Annotated in this window: 12 protein-coding genes; 3 read left to right on the top strand and 9 right to left on the bottom strand. The window is 45.2% G+C overall.

Annotated features, from left to right (window positions below; genetic code table 11):
• Positions 1–74: 74 nt before the first annotated feature.
• Genes IGJ25_RS04445 through IGJ25_RS04435 form a run of 3 tightly spaced genes read right to left on the bottom strand, consistent with a single transcriptional unit; the run spans position 75 to position 2,808 of the window.
• Positions 75–206, bottom strand: a complete 132-nt coding sequence (locus IGJ25_RS04445) for a FeoB-associated Cys-rich membrane protein (protein ID WP_115224854.1) — start codon at positions 204–206, stop codon at positions 75–77.
• On the bottom strand, positions 203–2,341 hold the full coding sequence (gene feoB, locus IGJ25_RS04440) for a ferrous iron transport protein B (protein ID WP_438779123.1): 2,139 nt from the start codon (positions 2,339–2,341) through the stop codon (positions 203–205). The genes IGJ25_RS04445 and feoB overlap by 4 nt, the downstream gene beginning before the upstream one ends.
• Positions 2,341–2,808 carry a FeoA family protein gene (locus tag IGJ25_RS04435; protein WP_060793026.1) on the bottom strand — a complete coding sequence of 156 codons (468 nt, stop codon included), beginning with the start codon at positions 2,806–2,808 and terminating at the stop codon, positions 2,341–2,343. Before IGJ25_RS04435 ends, feoB begins: the two co-directional genes overlap by 1 nt.
• Positions 2,809–3,165: 357 nt before the next feature.
• Here IGJ25_RS04435 and nrdH point away from each other — a divergent pair, with 357 nt between their 5' ends.
• The 3 genes from nrdH to nrdF all read left to right on the top strand — a co-directional run bounded on the left by nrdH (position 3,166) and on the right by nrdF (position 6,710).
• Positions 3,166–3,390, top strand: coding sequence for a glutaredoxin-like protein NrdH (gene nrdH / locus IGJ25_RS04430; RefSeq protein WP_005225182.1), 225 nt, complete (start codon positions 3,166–3,168; stop codon positions 3,388–3,390).
• A 97-nt stretch (positions 3,391–3,487) separates the two neighbouring features.
• Positions 3,488–5,647 carry a class 1b ribonucleoside-diphosphate reductase subunit alpha gene (nrdE, locus tag IGJ25_RS04425; protein WP_081116783.1) on the top strand — a complete coding sequence of 720 codons (2,160 nt, stop codon included), beginning with the start codon at positions 3,488–3,490 and terminating at the stop codon, positions 5,645–5,647.
• Positions 5,648–5,744: 97 nt separating this feature from the next.
• On the top strand, positions 5,745–6,710 hold the full coding sequence (gene nrdF, locus IGJ25_RS04420) for a class 1b ribonucleoside-diphosphate reductase subunit beta (protein ID WP_005225180.1): 966 nt from the start codon (positions 5,745–5,747) through the stop codon (positions 6,708–6,710).
• 59 nt (positions 6,711–6,769) lie between these two features.
• Here the strand turns inward: nrdF and IGJ25_RS04415 are convergent, their stop codons facing one another.
• The 6 genes from IGJ25_RS04415 to IGJ25_RS04390 form a co-directional block, all read right to left on the bottom strand.
• The gene (locus IGJ25_RS04415; protein ID WP_194185653.1) at positions 6,770–7,825 is read right to left on the bottom strand and encodes an alpha/beta hydrolase; all 1,056 of its coding nucleotides are present in this window, start codon (positions 7,823–7,825) and stop codon (positions 6,770–6,772) included.
• A 90-nt stretch (positions 7,826–7,915) separates the two neighbouring features.
• A complete protein-coding gene (locus IGJ25_RS04410) occupies positions 7,916–8,632 on the bottom strand; it encodes an MIP/aquaporin family protein (protein WP_005225178.1) in 717 nt (238 codons plus the stop codon).
• Complete coding sequence (gene glpO, locus IGJ25_RS04405; RefSeq protein WP_081116785.1) at positions 8,625–10,454, bottom strand: type 1 glycerol-3-phosphate oxidase; 1,830 nt, start codon at positions 10,452–10,454, stop codon at positions 8,625–8,627. The genes IGJ25_RS04410 and glpO overlap by 8 nt, the downstream gene beginning before the upstream one ends.
• 3 nt (positions 10,455–10,457) lie before the next feature.
• Entirely contained in the window at positions 10,458–11,978 is a 1,521-nt protein-coding gene (glpK, locus tag IGJ25_RS04400; RefSeq protein ID WP_005225176.1) for a glycerol kinase GlpK, read from the bottom strand.
• Between the two features lie 131 nt (positions 11,979–12,109).
• Positions 12,110–13,552, bottom strand: coding sequence for a helix-turn-helix domain-containing protein (locus IGJ25_RS04395; protein WP_081116786.1), 1,443 nt, complete (start codon positions 13,550–13,552; stop codon positions 12,110–12,112).
• A complete protein-coding gene (locus tag IGJ25_RS04390; protein ID WP_438779122.1) occupies positions 13,542–14,849 on the bottom strand; it encodes an FAD-dependent oxidoreductase in 1,308 nt (435 codons plus the stop codon). Before IGJ25_RS04390 ends, IGJ25_RS04395 begins: the two co-directional genes overlap by 11 nt.
• Positions 14,850–14,888: the final 39 nt, after the last annotated feature.

Below are 14,888 nucleotides of genomic sequence, written 5' to 3'. Positions count from 1 at the left end.
TAAGATCTACCGTTTCAATTGTATTTCTACCTGTAGGTATTTTCACACAAATTTTTACTTACAACTGCTATTTTCTACTTTGCTTCCTCATGCTTCACAGGACAACTGATATGACAATCAGAACAATGATCCTTTTTCACCATGCGGTACACCACACGGGTGCCATAGCCAAAAATCAGGCCGCTTAGAATTATTGTAGCAATCATTTTTCGCCTCCTACGACTTGGATCAAGGGTGCACTCCCGCGGAATGGTTTCTTCAACAGAGCAAATACCAATAGCCCAGCAATGAGGATTGCCGCGAAAACACCCAGCGTGAGGTGTCCGCCTTCAAAGACGACGTGCCCGAATTGGTAGACCAACAAGCTGGCGCAGTATGCCAAGCCGCATTGATAGCCAATGGCTAACCACGTCCACTTGCTGGCCCCCATTTCACGGTGGATCGCACCGATAGCAGCAAAACAAGGGGCACATAGTAAATTAAAGACGAGAAAAGAGTATGCCGCCACAGCAGTGTAATCGCCGCGCAACACTTGCCAAATCTCCGTCCCGCTTTCTGACAACTCCCCAGTTTGTCCGTAGAGGATCCCAAAGGTGCCGATCACATTTTCTTTGGCGACCAGGCCAGTGATCGTCGCCACGGCGCCTCGCCAGGTTCCCCAGCCTAGGGGAGCAAAAAGCGGCGCCAAAAGTCGTCCGAAAAAGGCCAAAATGCTTTGGTCTTCTGTGACCCGCTGCAAGGCAAAGCTGTAGCTGGAGGTAAACCAGACAAAGATACAAGCCACAAAAATTATCGTACCGGCTTTTTTCACAAAAGCAATGGCTCGATCACAGGCACTTTTCAAAATCGTTGTGAGCTGCGGCAAGTGATACGCTGGCAGTTCCATAATAAATGGTGCCAGATCACCTGCAAATAAAGGCGTTTTTTTCAAGACGATCCCTGAAAAAATCACAGCACCCATGCCGACAAAATAGGCCGATGGGGCGACCCAACTATACTGAGGGAAAAAGGCTCCTGAAATCAATGCGATGATCGGCAATTTGGCAGAACATGGCATGAAGGTCGTGACCATCACCGTCAACCGACGATCCTTTTCATTTTCAATCGTTCGGCTTGCCATCACGCCGGGCACCCCGCAACCGGTAGCGATCAACATGGGGATAAACGACTTGCCAGATAGACCAAACTTGCGAAACAGGCGGTCCATGACAAATGCCACCCGTGCCATGTATCCGCAGTCCTCCAAGATAGCCAAACAAAAAAAGAGCACGAAGATCTGCGGCAAAAAGCCTAAGACCGCACCGACCCCTGCCACGATGCCGTCTAAAATCAGTTCTTGCAGCCACTGGGCGACTTGCAGCTGTTCTAGCCAGTGCGCTGCTGTTTCGGGAATCCAGCTGCCAAATAATACATCATTGACCCAATCAGTACCAATCGTACCAATCGTCTGAATCGATAAATAGTAGATTCCCCACATAATGAAGGCAAAAATCGGTAGTGCCAATACGCGATGGGTCAACACACGGTCGATTTTGTCGCTGAAGGCTAAGTGCTGATCTGTTTCCTTGATGACTGCCAGCGCCAACAATTCTTCAATGAAGCCATAGCGCTCATTGACGAGAATGGCGTCACTGCTGTCTTTAAAGATCAGCTCTAAAATCGAAATCGTCTCCTGAAGGACTGCCTGCTGGGAATCAGTCAGTTTACACATCGTCTGAATCGCTTCATCTTTTTCAAAGAGTTTTATGGCAAACCAGCGTTTTTGCTGCTGAGGGATCGTCTCTGGCAAAATCGCCATGATCTCGGTCAAGCCAGCTTCTAGACGAGCATCGTAGCGGGGAGGAAGCGGTTGTGTATTGGCTACATGCTTCGCTGCCTCGATCATTTTGGTTAAGCCGCGTTGCTTCAAAGCACTGATCCCTACTACGGGAACCCCTAGACCGTAAGCCAGCTTTTCGAAATTGATCTGCAAGCCTTTTTTCTTTAATAGGTCGATCATGTTGATGGCTGCCACAGTCGGGACATTCATTTCTAATAATTGCAATGTTAGATACAGGTTGCGCTCCAGGTTGGTTCCATCGATAATATTGATCACCGCGTCCAATGATGCTTCCATCAAATAATTGCGAGAAATCAGTTCTTCTGGTGTGTACGGCGACAAGGAATAGATCCCTGGTAGATCTTGGATCAATACTTGTCGGTCTTTTCGCAGTCGCCCCGCTTTTCGTTCCACGGTAACGCCTGGCCAATTCCCCACTGTTTGTTTGGCACCGGTCAATTGATTAAAGGTACTCGTTTTCCCGCTATTGGGATTTCCTGCTAATGCAAAGTGATAGGTCATTACGCTTCGACTCCTTTTTCGACAAAAACCAACGCTGCTTCTTGCTTTCTCAAAGACAATTCATAGCCGCGGAGCCGAATCTCCATCGGATCACCCAAAGGAGCCAGCTTCACCACTTCCAAATGGACGTTTTTCGTAAGTCCCATATCCATCAATCGACGGCGCACCGCACCTTTGGCGGCGATCTGATTGACCTTCCCGCTTTCACCGACTTGCAGCTGATCCAAAGAGGTAATGATGGTTTGCTGCTGGGTTTCTGTGACATCGATTTGTTCCATGACCCGTTCATCTAAAGCGATCCGCGTCCCTTGGTGTAAAATGATGCCGCCTTTGCGATCTTTTTGTACCACAACGATTTCAACGCCCGTGCGAATACCAAGATCATTTAAATGAGCCGTGATTTCTTTGGTGGTTGCCAACGAGTCGATTTTGTATGTTCCAGAAGCCCGAGTTTGCGCCATTTTCATTGCTTCTTACTCCTTTTGTGAAGTGTTGTTATAATTAACCTACTTTAATTGAGAATGATTATCATTATAATAGAGCCATTTCCATAAGAAGTCAATCTGTTTCGGCCCTCACTTTGAATCTTCCTTCACAATACGGATTTTTTTTACTCATTTTGATTGCATATCCCCTGTATTAATTACGCAAAAACCTTGTAATTCTAAGTATTTTCCGCTTTTTTCCCTTGCATAAAAAACACAGAAACACTATAAATTGTGTATGCCGAATTCACAAGCACAAGATATAGTGTTTTTTCGTTGACTTTCTCCGAGACTTATTTATACTAGGTTTATAACTATTACAACTCGGAGGAAACAATTATGAATATCAAACTATTTTCTAAAAACAACTGCATGCAATGTAAAATGGCGAAACGCTTTTTAAGTGAAAATCAGATTGCATTTGAAGAAATCAATATTGATAATGAGCCTGAAGCATTAGAATTTTTGAAAGAACAAGGATTCCAAAGTGTGCCAGTCATTACCTCTGATGCGCAAACGATCATCGGTTTCCGTCCAGATCAACTACGTCAATTAGCGAGCTAAGATTTTTCTCAATGTGATGCTTTTGAGGGATTTGTCAGTCGTCCAGACCGCAAGTCCTTTTTTATACGAACAAAACAAGAAAAGAGGTTAGCCATTTATGAGCTTGAAAGAAATCAAAGATGTCAGTTATTTCAAATTGAATAATGAGATCAACCGTCCAGTAGATGGTCAAATTCCATTAAATAAAGACAAAGAAGCCTTAGCGGCATTCTTTAAAGAAAACGTTGAACCAAATACCTTAACCTTTGCGACTGCAATGGACAAAATCAATTATTTGATTGAAAATGATTATTTAGAAGAAGAATTTATCAAAAAGTATCGCCCTGCCTTTATTGAGCAATTGTATCAATTCTTAGATGAGCAACACTTTACTTTCAAATCATTTATGGCTGCTTACAAATTTTATTCACAATACGCATTAAAAACGAATGATGGTACCGCGTATCTAGAACGTTACGAAGATCGGGTCGCTTTCAACGCCCTTTACTTTGCGGATGGCAATGAAGAGTTAGCAATGAGCTTGGCGGATGAAATGATCTACCAACGTTACCAACCAGCAACCCCTTCTTTCTTGAATGCAGGACGCAAACGTCGCGGTGAGTTGGTTTCTTGTTTCTTGATCCAAATCACTGATGACATGAACGCGATCGGTCGTGGGATCAACTCCGCGCTGCAACTTTCACGAATCGGTGGCGGTGTCGGGATCACGTTATCAAACTTGCGGGAAGCCGGCGCGCCTATCAAAGGCTACGAAGGGGCAGCAAGTGGTGTGATGCCTGTAATGAAATTGTTTGAAGATAGCTTCAGCTACTCAAACCAATTGGGTCAACGGCAAGGGGCTGGCGTGGTCTACTTGAACGTCTTCCACCCAGACATCATCAGCTTTTTATCAGCGAAAAAAGAAAATGCGGATGAAAAAATCCGTGTCAAAACCTTATCATTAGGCGTGATCGTACCTGACAAATTCTACGAATTGACGCGTAAAAATGAAGAGATGTATCTCTTTAGTCCCTACAGTGTCGAAAAAGAATATGGCGTGCCCTTCTCTTATGTCGATATCACCAAGGAATACGACAACTTAGTCATGAACCCACGGATTCGCAAAACCAAAATCAGAGCCCGTGATCTAGAAAACGAAATTTCTAAATTGCAGCAAGAATCTGGTTATCCTTATATCATCAATATCGATACAGCAAACCGCAGCAACCCAATCGATGGCAAGATCATCATGAGTAATCTTTGTTCCGAGATCCTTCAAGTCCAAGCACCATCTGAGATCAACGGCAAACAAGAATACGAAGTTTTAGGAACAGATATCAGCTGTAACTTAGGTTCCACCAATATCGTGAAATTGATGGACAGCCCTGACTTTGGGAAATCTGTTCGAGCAATGACTCGTGCCTTGACCTTTGTTACTGATGCGTCTGACATTGACGTAGTACCATCGATCCAAAATGGGAATGCCTTGAACCACACGATCGGTTTAGGCGCAATGGGCTTGCATACCTATTTTGCAAAAAATCAAATGGAATATGGTTCACCAGAATCCCTTGAATTTACTGATCTTTATTTCATGTTGTTGAACTATTGGACATTGGTTGAAAGCAATGCCATCGCCAAAGAAAAAGGCGAAGTTTTCCATAACTTTGAAAAATCAGCGTATGCAGACGGCAGCTACTTCACCGATTATATCCAAGGTGACTACCAACCAAAATCGGAAAAAGTCAAAGCATTGTTCGAAGGCGTCTTTTTACCAACTGGTGAAGATTGGGCAGCCTTGGCACAAACCGTCAAAGAAACCGGCTTGTATCACCAAAACCGCCTAGCCGTTGCACCAAATGGTTCGATCTCTTATATCAATGATACGAGTGCCAGCATCCACCCAATCACTCGGATGATCGAAGAACGCCAAGAAAAGAAAATCGGCAAGATCTACTATCCAGCACCTTACTTGAGCAATGAGACGATCGGCTACTACAAATCAGCCTACGATATGGATATGCGCAAAGTGATCGATGTTTACGCAACTGCTCAAAAACACGTCGATCAAGGTATGAGTATGACCTTGTTTATGCGTTCAGATATTCCAGAAGGTCTTTACGAATGGAAAGAAACGACAAAACAAACCACCCGTGATTTGAACATTTTGCGTCACTACGCTTTCCACAAAGGCATCAAATCGATCTACTATGTACGGACCTTTACAGATGATGCAGAAGAGATCGGCAGCAACCAATGTGAAAGCTGCGTCATCTAATCCAACTTTTGCCTGAAAACGAACCAACCGCCTGCCCCTGCTCTTTCTTGACAGCGGGTCGGCTGTTGTCTTGATACGATTATTGGAGGAACCGACTATGGGTAAGACTTACTATGAAGCAATCAACTGGAATGAGATCGAAGATATCATCGATAAATCCACTTGGGAAAAATTAACAGAACAATTCTGGTTAGACACGCGGATCCCTTTATCAAATGACCTTGATGACTGGCGGACGCTATCACCATTAGAAAAAACAACGGTGGGCTACGTCTTTGGCGGCTTGACTTTATTAGATACCGTTCAATCAGAAAGCGGTATGGATCAACTGCGTAAAGATGTCCGCACCCCACATGAAGAAGCGGTCTTGAACAACATCCAATTTATGGAATCTGTCCATGCAAAAAGCTATTCATCGATTTTCAGCACCCTGAATACAAAAGCGGAGATCGCTGATATTTTTGAATGGACCAACACCAATCCATATTTGCAAAAGAAAGCCGAACGAATCAATGAGATCTACAAAAATGGCACACCGCTAGAGAAAAAAATCGCCAGTGTATTTCTAGAGACCTTCTTATTCTATTCAGGTTTCTATACACCCCTTTACTACTTAGGCAATAACAAACTAGCGAACGTAGCGGAGATCATCAAATTGATCATTCGTGACGAATCCGTTCACGGCACGTATATCGGCTACAAATTCCAATTAGGTTTCAACGAATTACCAGAAGACGAACAGCAAAAGCTAAAAGACTGGATGTACGACTTGTTGTATGAGTTGTATGAAAATGAAGAGCGTTATACCGAAGAATTATACGATGAGATCGGCTGGACCGAAGAAGTCAAAACCTTCTTGCGTTACAATGCCAATAAGGCTTTGATGAATCTAGGTCAAGACCCGCTTTTCCCAGATACCGCCAACGATGTCAATCCAATCGTCATGAACGGTATTTCAACTGGTACCAGCAACCACGACTTCTTCTCACAAGTTGGGAACGGGTATCTGCTTGGTTCCGTAGAAGCGATGAAAGACGATGACTACTTCATCGGACTTGATTGATCTGCTGACAAATAAACACCTTGTTTCTCGCCAATTGAGGGTGAAAAACAAGGTGTTTTTTAGTGAGCCAGCTGGTCTTTGATAAAGGTCAACGTTTCTGTCAAACAGGCCTGTGCTTGGGGCAAGCTATAATCAAATTGGTATTCGTGGGTCACCGTTTCCGAATCCCCTTTGTAAAAGCGACTCGTCACGGGAATATCAAGAGCTTGCAGCCGGTTGGCAAAGGCAATGCCTTGGTCTTCAAAGGAATAGGCATTGCCATCCGTGATATACGTTGGTGGAAAATCAGCCGTCAATTTATCCACCAGCGAGATCTCCTGCAGTTGGGGACTATCTTGCCATTCTTTTTTGCCTAATAACGACCAAGCAACCGTTTTGACAAAGAATTTCATAAAGCGATCATCTGAAGAAGTCCCGGCGATCTGCTTCAAATCAAGCGGTCCGCAATAGGAAATAAACCCTTTCAGGGCCGATGCAGGAATGTCTTGATCAAAGGACATTTCCTTCGCATACGCTGGATTGGTTTGCAGCGCCACATATTGCCCAGCGATTTGGGCCCCTGCAGAATCCCCGCCGAAGAAGAGTTGATCGAAATCCAGCATGGGGTATGCTTGGGCATCTGCTTTGATCGAGTCTACCGCTTGGGCTACTTGTTTGACCTGTCCAGGATAATGCAGACTTGGTGCCCATTCATAATTGATCGAAATCACAGCGGCTTTGGTTTCATCGGCGACATAGGTCGCAAACTCTTTGACCCCTTCTTTGTCTCCGCCGACATAGCCGCCCCCATGGACCCAAAAAATGACTGGAACAGGGCCTTGTGCCTCTTTGGGATAATATAGATCAAAGGTACTGCGTTGATAATCCGATTGATACGTCAAGTCCTGTTTGACCGTCACATTCGGCAAACTTTTTTGATAAGCTGCCTCATCCTTGATGGTCACTTCTTGGTTAAACAGATGACCGATCAAAAAAGCCCCCGGTCGTGGGGAGAGTTGAAAAGCCAGAAAAACGGCAGCTAAGAGTCCGATCAGGACCATCGCCACCCACATGAAAAAGCGCAGAATTTTTTTCACGCAAAAGCTCCTTCCTTCTTTCTGTTTCAGCTTTTTCATTTAACCATGTTTTTTTAGCAAATTCAATGACAATTGCTAAAGATTAAAAAAGGATGATACCAATAGGCATCATCCTTAAAATAACATCGTTTATAATGGCAACATCATAAACAAACCAGCAGCGATCGCTGCCCCGATCATTGGACCGATGATTGGTACTAACGCATAGCCCCAATCGGAAGTCCCTTTGTTTTTGATTGGCAAGATTTGGTGAGCAATCCGTGGTCCTAAGTCCCGTGCCGGATTGATGGCATAGCCTGTTGGTCCACCAAGCGACAGCCCGATCGCTAAGATCAAGATCCCAACGACGATGGGATTTAATCCATCCGTAAAGGTATTGGCACCAAAAGCCAATAAGCCAAAGACTAAGACAAAGGTACCAATCACTTCAGTGATGGTATTCGATACTAAATTACGAACTGCAGGCCCTGTTGCAAAGGTACCTAAAATCGCGCCTTGGTCTTTTGTTTCATCCCATAATGGCAAGTAGTTAAGCCAAACGAGGATCGCCCCTACGATCGCACCAGCAATTTGTGCCAGCATAAACGGTACAGCCAAGCTCCAAGAAAAATTCCCCGTCATCGCCATGCCTAATGTAACGGCTGGATTCAAGTGAGCAGGTCCCATGTACCCTGAAACGTAAACGGCAATCGTTACCGCTGTCGCCCAGCCCATTGCGATCACGATCCAGCCAGAGGCTTCTGCTTTACTCTTTTTCAGATTGACAGCCGCACACACACCATCCCCTAACAAAACCAAAATAGCCGTTCCTAGAAATTCACTAAAGATCTGGGTTGTTTCATTCATCTTTTTTTCCTCCTTTTAAGGCTGTTAAATCTGATTCTGCGATCACTTGGTTCAATTCTGCTACATGGGCTGCTTTTTCTTCCTCGCTCCAGCCAAAGAAGTCGATCATAGCTGCAACGACACCGGCTTTGACTTCATCTAAGGTGTCTCGCATAAATAGGATATGGTTGGTCCGACGCAATAGATAATCGACAGGCGTCAGAACCATTTCTTCATGCAAGGAATAGTTCAAGGCCGTACTTTCTTTTTCATCTAAGCCCTCAAACTTCGTCTTGTAGTTCAACACTTGGGGAAGATTCGACCCATAAAGATGAGCCAAATACGTCGCAGCGGCTTCATCGAATCCAGCGGCTTGCGCTTGGTCAGCCAGCTTCGCTAAGTCTTCCTCTACATTGGCTGCATCAAGCTCACCACCAGAAACTGGGTACGTGGTTGAATCCACCAACTCGAAGGATGCACCGCTTTCTTGGAGCAATTCATTGATCCGTTTGACTGCTCCTTCCGCCATCAAGCGATAATCGGTGATTTTTCCCCCTGCCAACGTCAATAGTCCGTCTTTTGAGCGTTCCAAACTGCTGCCGCGAGAAACTTGCGATGGATCCACTTTGCTGGCTTCTACTCGTTCTTGTGCTTGTTTTACGGCTTTTTCTACGACTGGTCGCTGCCGCTCATCTTCAAGATACTCTTTGACGCTTTCAACGATCTGCTCAAAGCTTTCATCCGATAGTTTGCCTTTACCGCCGCCATTGTAATCAGACCCGCCATTATTCACAATCAACGGACGCAATCCTGCCCAGCTCGCTTCGATATCATCAAGGGTGATCTGAGCGTGAGGGAAGCGTTCATTCACGATGGTCAGTAGATAATCAACATCTTCTTGCGTGACCGTTGGATGGGCGAAATCGCCTGTATAATCCGTATCGGTTGTGCCAAAATAGGTCTTATTTTCTCTTGGTACCACGAAAACCATCCGACCATCATTTTTCCCAGTATCAAAATAGGTTGGTTGCGGCACTTTTAGTTTTTCCCGATCGACCACTAAATGGACACCTTTCGTCGGACGCATTTGTGACGGCAACTCATCATTCTTGTCTAATTGACGAACGATGTCTGACCAAGGGCCTGTCGTGTTGATCACGACTTTGGCGTGAACCTCAAAGCGCTCGTTTGTCAGTTGATCCTCCACTTCTACCCCATTGATGATGCCTTGCTCATCATGTAAGATGCCGACGACTTTGGCTTTACTGATCATTGCTGCCCCATCGGCTTGTGCTCGTTTGATGTTTTCGATCACCAAGCGGGCATCGTTGTTGCGAAAATCAAGATAGACACCGCCACCGACTAAGTTTTCCGCCTGCAGCTGAGGTTCGCGTTCTAAGACCTCTTCTTTCGTCAGCAGATAATTTTCGTATTTACTGCCTGTCACATTCGCTAAGCGATCATAAAGATCCATCGCCACTTTGACAGAAAACAAGGAGAAGGTTGCCCCTGGTTCATCATAGATTGGCAAAAGCATTGGATCTGGTTTCGGGATATGCGGAGCAATTTGCTGCACGATCGCGCGCTCCCGCACGGTGTCAGCGACCACTTCCACGTCAAAGGTTTTCAAATAGCGAATACCACCATGAACGAGTTTGGTGGACCGCGAAGACGTTCCTTCGGCAAAATCCTGCATTTCCAAAAGAACCGTCTTCATCCCAGCGGCTGCGGTTTGAACAGCAACCCCCGCGCCAGTGATCCCACCACCGATGATCAATACATCATAGGTGGTCTTTGCCGCTTCTTGAATGGTTTGCTTCCGATCTTTATGTGAAAAGGTCATGGCTTACTCGCCTTCTTTCTTCGCTTTGAATTTGAAGGTCTGAGTAGCTGCCACCGCTTGTTTCCAGCCTTCGTACAAATTGTCTCTTTCTTCTGCTGGCATTTCTGGTGTAAACATTTGCCCTTCTTCTGCCATTGATTTCAATTCATCCAAGTCTTTCCAGAAGCCAACCGCTAGCCCTGCCAAGTAAGCTGCACCTAATGCGGTTGTTTCCAAATTCGCAGCTCGTTGCACGTCAATGTCTAAAATGTCCGCTTGGAACTGCATCAATAGATCGTTTTTGGCTGCACCGCCATCGACTTTCAGCAATGGGATATCGATGCCAGAATCTTTTTTCATCGTGTCGATGACATCTTTTGATTGATACGCAACAGCTTGCAATGTTGCCCGAACAAAATCTTCCTTCGTCGTCCCACGAGTCAAGCCAAAGACGGCTCCTCTTGCATCTGAATCCCAATAAGGTGCACCCAATCCAGTAAAGGCAGGCACCACATACACTTCATTATCGCCTTTTGCTTTGGCAGCTATTTCTTCTGATTGCGGAGAAGACTCGATCATTCGTAGACCGTCCCGCAGCCATTGGATCGCTGATCCAGCAACGAAGATACTTCCTTCTAAGGCATAATAGACTTTGCCGTTGATGCCATACCCGATGGTCGTCAGTAGGTCATTGTCAGACAATTGTGGTTCTTCACCCGTATTCATGACGATAAATGCCCCAGTGCCGTAAGTATTTTTGATCATGCCTTTTTCAAAGGCCATTTGTCCAAAGAGGGCGGCTTGTTGGTCCCCAGCCATTCCAGCGATTGGTACTTCACTGCCGTAAAAATGGTAGCTGCGGGTGTGACCATAGACTTCTGAGTTGCTTTTGACTTCTGGCAACATCGAGCTTGGAATGTTCAAAAGATCCAAGATTTCTTGATCCCACTCTAATTTATGAATGTTGTAAAGCATCGTCCGACTAGCATTGGAGTAATCGGTGACATGGACTTGCCCATCTGTCAGTTTCCACACAAGCCATGAATCGATCGTTCCGAAAAGTAGCTCGCCATTATCCGCCTTTTCTTGTGCCCCTTCGATATTGTCTAAAAGCCAGCGCACCTTGGTCGCTGAGAAATACGCATCAATGACTAACCCAGTTTTTTCATGGATCATCTCTGTATGGCCATCTGCTTTTAATTGGTCAGCGATCGGTGAAGATTGGCGGGATTGCCAAACGATTGCATTTGCGATCGGCTGGCCTGTCGTTTTGTCCCAAACCACTGTCGTTTCACGCTGGTTGGTGATCCCGATGCCGGCGATTGCTTCTGGTCGGATACCTGATTCAATAAATGCCCCTGCGATGACTGATTGGACAGAGTTCCAAATTTCGTTGGCGTTGTGTTCTACCCAACCCGATTTTGGAAAGTATTGCGGAAACTCTTTTTGTGAACTGCCGATTTTTTTCCCATTACGATCAAAAATAATTGCTCTTGAACTAGTGGTTCCTTGGTCGATCGCCATTACATAATTTTTTTCTGCCATTTGATTCGCTCCCTTTAGTTTTTTATACGCTTTTCTTGTTAGCGCTTTCTGACTTGCTTTTATTTTAGCTGAACTTTCGCAATGTGGTTCGTCAATTTTTTTTCAAATTTCTAAGAAATTGACGAAATCCACTATTGAAAGCGTTCGCGGATCATTTTTTTGATCGTTTCCCGATCATAAGCGGTACCTAGTTCACTGATTCGATAAGTCGGTGTTTTCGTCTCGATAGCATAATTTGCCAAGATCAAATCATATTCTTGTTCCGGGCGATAGCGTTCTACGACTACGCCATTCAAATTTTTGAGATACAGCAGCCACATGTAGTAGAGGGCTTCTTTAAACAGTTCATCCATTTTCAAAGCGATCCCGACGCGAAACTCCCGATTGATTTGATAATCGATGATCGTGATCACGCTCAAGTATTTGACCATCGTCATCATCAACAAACTATTTTTATCAGATGGCTTGATATCAAGCTCTGCTAAAGCCTTATCCAATAGTTCGTGACTGATTTGCTGAATGTTACGACTGGATAGCTGCGCTTCTAACTGCCAAATATTTTCTCGATCAAAAACCTCCACATCCCCTTTGAAAAAATACACGCGGCTGTGGATCTGCAGCAGGTGACCATAACAAGTGGCTTCGATTTCACGGGGAACAAACGATGGGCGGTAGAGATGCAAAATATGTTCCAAAATCAAGGTATCCGTCAAGGCAGTTGGCGTAAACCGAGAACGCTGCAGCATATACACTTGCAGATCGTGTTCGGATAACACCGAGAACGACAGTAAAAAGACAAAGTGCAGCATCGCCTCCTCTTCTCTGACTTCTAATGCATAATGGCCAAACCCACGAAATACCAACTCCCGTAATTGCTGAAACAAAGGATCTTTCGTGTAGGGTACCATTTTCTCCCGTAAGACATGAAAGGATTGAGTAGCAATTTTCAGTCGCGCCTTCATGATCCTCAGCCATAGGGACAAACGCTGTTGGGCTTCTTTCGTGAAGGTCATGTTCAGACCTCGTGTGATCAGACCGACGTATTTTTCATCGATCGGCAGCGGCTGACTGTCGAAAGAATGGACATACCAAAAGAGTTCAAAATAGAAATAACGAATTTGCGTTTCTTCCCCAATCAGCTTTCCTTGCCAGATCTCTAACTCGAATTCTGCTAGCAAGCCATTTAGCTCTTTGATTTTGCGAAACAAGGATGACTCGCTGACCGCTAATTTTTGTGCCAGCTGGACAGTGGTCACCTCTTGATGCTGCAAAAGATGCTCGAGGATTTGAAATTTCAATGCTGACCGATAAAACGCCCATTCGATTTGATTGAGGGAAAAAGTGGGACTCATTTCAAAGACCAGGACACCTTTTCGATAATACAACCGACACTGCTCTTGGTAGTGAGCCAGCTCATCTTGCAACTCCTCCACATATTTTTCCAAGGAAGGCTTACTGATGCCAAGATAGCTCGCCAGCTCGTGCAGCTCCATTTTTCCGCCCACCAGTAAAAGCTTTTTGAGCAGCTGCAATTGCTTTGCTTCTTTTTTTTCTAATAACTGATCAAGTCTCATCGGCATCACTTCCCGACCAAAGAAAAGTTTCGTCGATTACATTAGTGAATCGTGGATGGAAGAAAAAGTCTTTTTGGGTCAACTCCTCCATCGTTGCCTGCTGCTCGATCGCAAACGCTAGTAAATTGATTTTTTCCAAAATATTGGCTTTTGATAAAAGCTGCGCACCAACGATTCGGCCGCTGGCTTGTTCGATCATCACTTTTCCATGAACCTGTGTTGGATCAAACAAGGAACTGGCGGCAGTAAACGCATGACAGACGATCGGAGATTCGAAGAAAAACCGATCCGACTCGGTCAAGCCGGTGCTTGCTAAGTACCATTCAAACAGTTGCGTACCGACTGTCCGCAATCCACCACGAAACGGGGTGGTTTTGCTTGCCAGATTGCGAGCTGCTGCGATTCCTGAGCGAACAGCATTGTTGACTAAGGGCATATAGACCGTGTCTTTCGTAATAGCATTCGGAATTTGGATCAAATCGCCGACCGCAAAAATATCCGTGGCAGAGGTTTCCAAGTAGGCATCTGTCCAGATGGTTTGATCACTGTGTAATTCAAAGACCGCAAATGCCTCTGGCAAGCGAGGATGAACGTTGACTGTCGTCAATACCAGATCACTTTCATAGCCTTGATCGGCGGTTTCGATCCGAAAGCCTGTTTCCGTTTTAACGACTGCCAAAGTTGGCTTGGACCAATGCAGCTGCAAGTTGGGGATTTTTTCGATCTCCGTTAAAAAGGGCTGCAAAAAATCGTGATCAAAGTACTTGAATAAAGGATATGACATTGATTCGATCACACTGACTTTTTTTCCGATCGCAGTCAAGGTATTCGCCGCTTCCATCCCTGCTTGACCAGCACCTACGATGGTAATCGACTCTGCTTGGGGCAATTGCTGCAAGAAATGCTTGGCTGCCTCATATTCCTTGTAGGTCAGTAGTGCTTCTTCTGGTTGTGGCAAAACAGTGGAATCTTGACTGGAGCCTGCTGCCAAGACGAGTCGATCATAACTTAGTTCTCGCTTATCCGTTCGAATCCAATGATCCGAAGGAAAAATCTCCAGAAGCGTTTCTTCTAAGACAACGTCGATCGTTTCTGCCTCCAGCTGCTCCTTCGTACAAAAGAATGCTTCTTCCAGCGATGCGATCCTGCCTTCGATCAGCAATAACAAACCGCTTGGAACAAACCCAAGATGGGCTTTTTTTTCTATCAATAAAATCTCTGCGTCAGGGTATAATCGGCGTGCTTCACGGGCGCAGCTGACACCACCAAAGGACCCGCCTACGATAATGATTTTCATTGGATCACCTCTCTCCCTTAGCTTAAATGAAACGCTCTC

The sequence above is a fragment of the Enterococcus sp. DIV0240d genome (assembly GCF_051711245.1).
In the GTDB taxonomy this organism is placed as follows: Bacteria; Bacillota; Bacilli; order Lactobacillales; family Enterococcaceae; genus Enterococcus_D; species Enterococcus_D casseliflavus.
Note: the sequence above shows the minus strand (reverse complement) of the source record. Positions and strands in the feature narration are given on the sequence as shown.

Excerpts from the sequence above, each read along its gene's own strand:
- IGJ25_RS04445 (WP_115224854.1), bottom strand. The coding sequence starts at position 206 with ATGATTGCTACAATAATTCTAAGCGGCCTGATTTTTGGCTATGGCACC.
- feoB (WP_438779123.1), bottom strand. The coding sequence starts at position 2,341 with ATGACCTATCACTTTGCATTAGCAGGAAATCCCAATAGCGGGAAAACG.
- IGJ25_RS04435 (WP_060793026.1), bottom strand. The coding sequence starts at position 2,808 with ATGAAAATGGCGCAAACTCGGGCTTCTGGAACATACAAAATCGACTCG.
- nrdH (WP_005225182.1), top strand. The coding sequence starts at position 3,166 with ATGAATATCAAACTATTTTCTAAAAACAACTGCATGCAATGTAAAATG.
- nrdE (WP_081116783.1), top strand. The coding sequence starts at position 3,488 with ATGAGCTTGAAAGAAATCAAAGATGTCAGTTATTTCAAATTGAATAAT.
- nrdF (WP_005225180.1), top strand. The coding sequence starts at position 5,745 with ATGGGTAAGACTTACTATGAAGCAATCAACTGGAATGAGATCGAAGAT.
- IGJ25_RS04415 (WP_194185653.1), bottom strand. The coding sequence starts at position 7,825 with ATGAAAAAGCTGAAACAGAAAGAAGGAAGGAGCTTTTGCGTGAAAAAA.
- IGJ25_RS04410 (WP_005225178.1), bottom strand. The coding sequence starts at position 8,632 with ATGAATGAAACAACCCAGATCTTTAGTGAATTTCTAGGAACGGCTATT.
- glpO (WP_081116785.1), bottom strand. The coding sequence starts at position 10,454 with ATGACCTTTTCACATAAAGATCGGAAGCAAACCATTCAAGAAGCGGCA.
- glpK (WP_005225176.1), bottom strand. The coding sequence starts at position 11,978 with ATGGCAGAAAAAAATTATGTAATGGCGATCGACCAAGGAACCACTAGT.
- IGJ25_RS04395 (WP_081116786.1), bottom strand. The coding sequence starts at position 13,552 with ATGAGACTTGATCAGTTATTAGAAAAAAAAGAAGCAAAGCAATTGCAG.
- IGJ25_RS04390 (WP_438779122.1), bottom strand. The coding sequence starts at position 14,849 with ATGAAAATCATTATCGTAGGCGGGTCCTTTGGTGGTGTCAGCTGCGCC.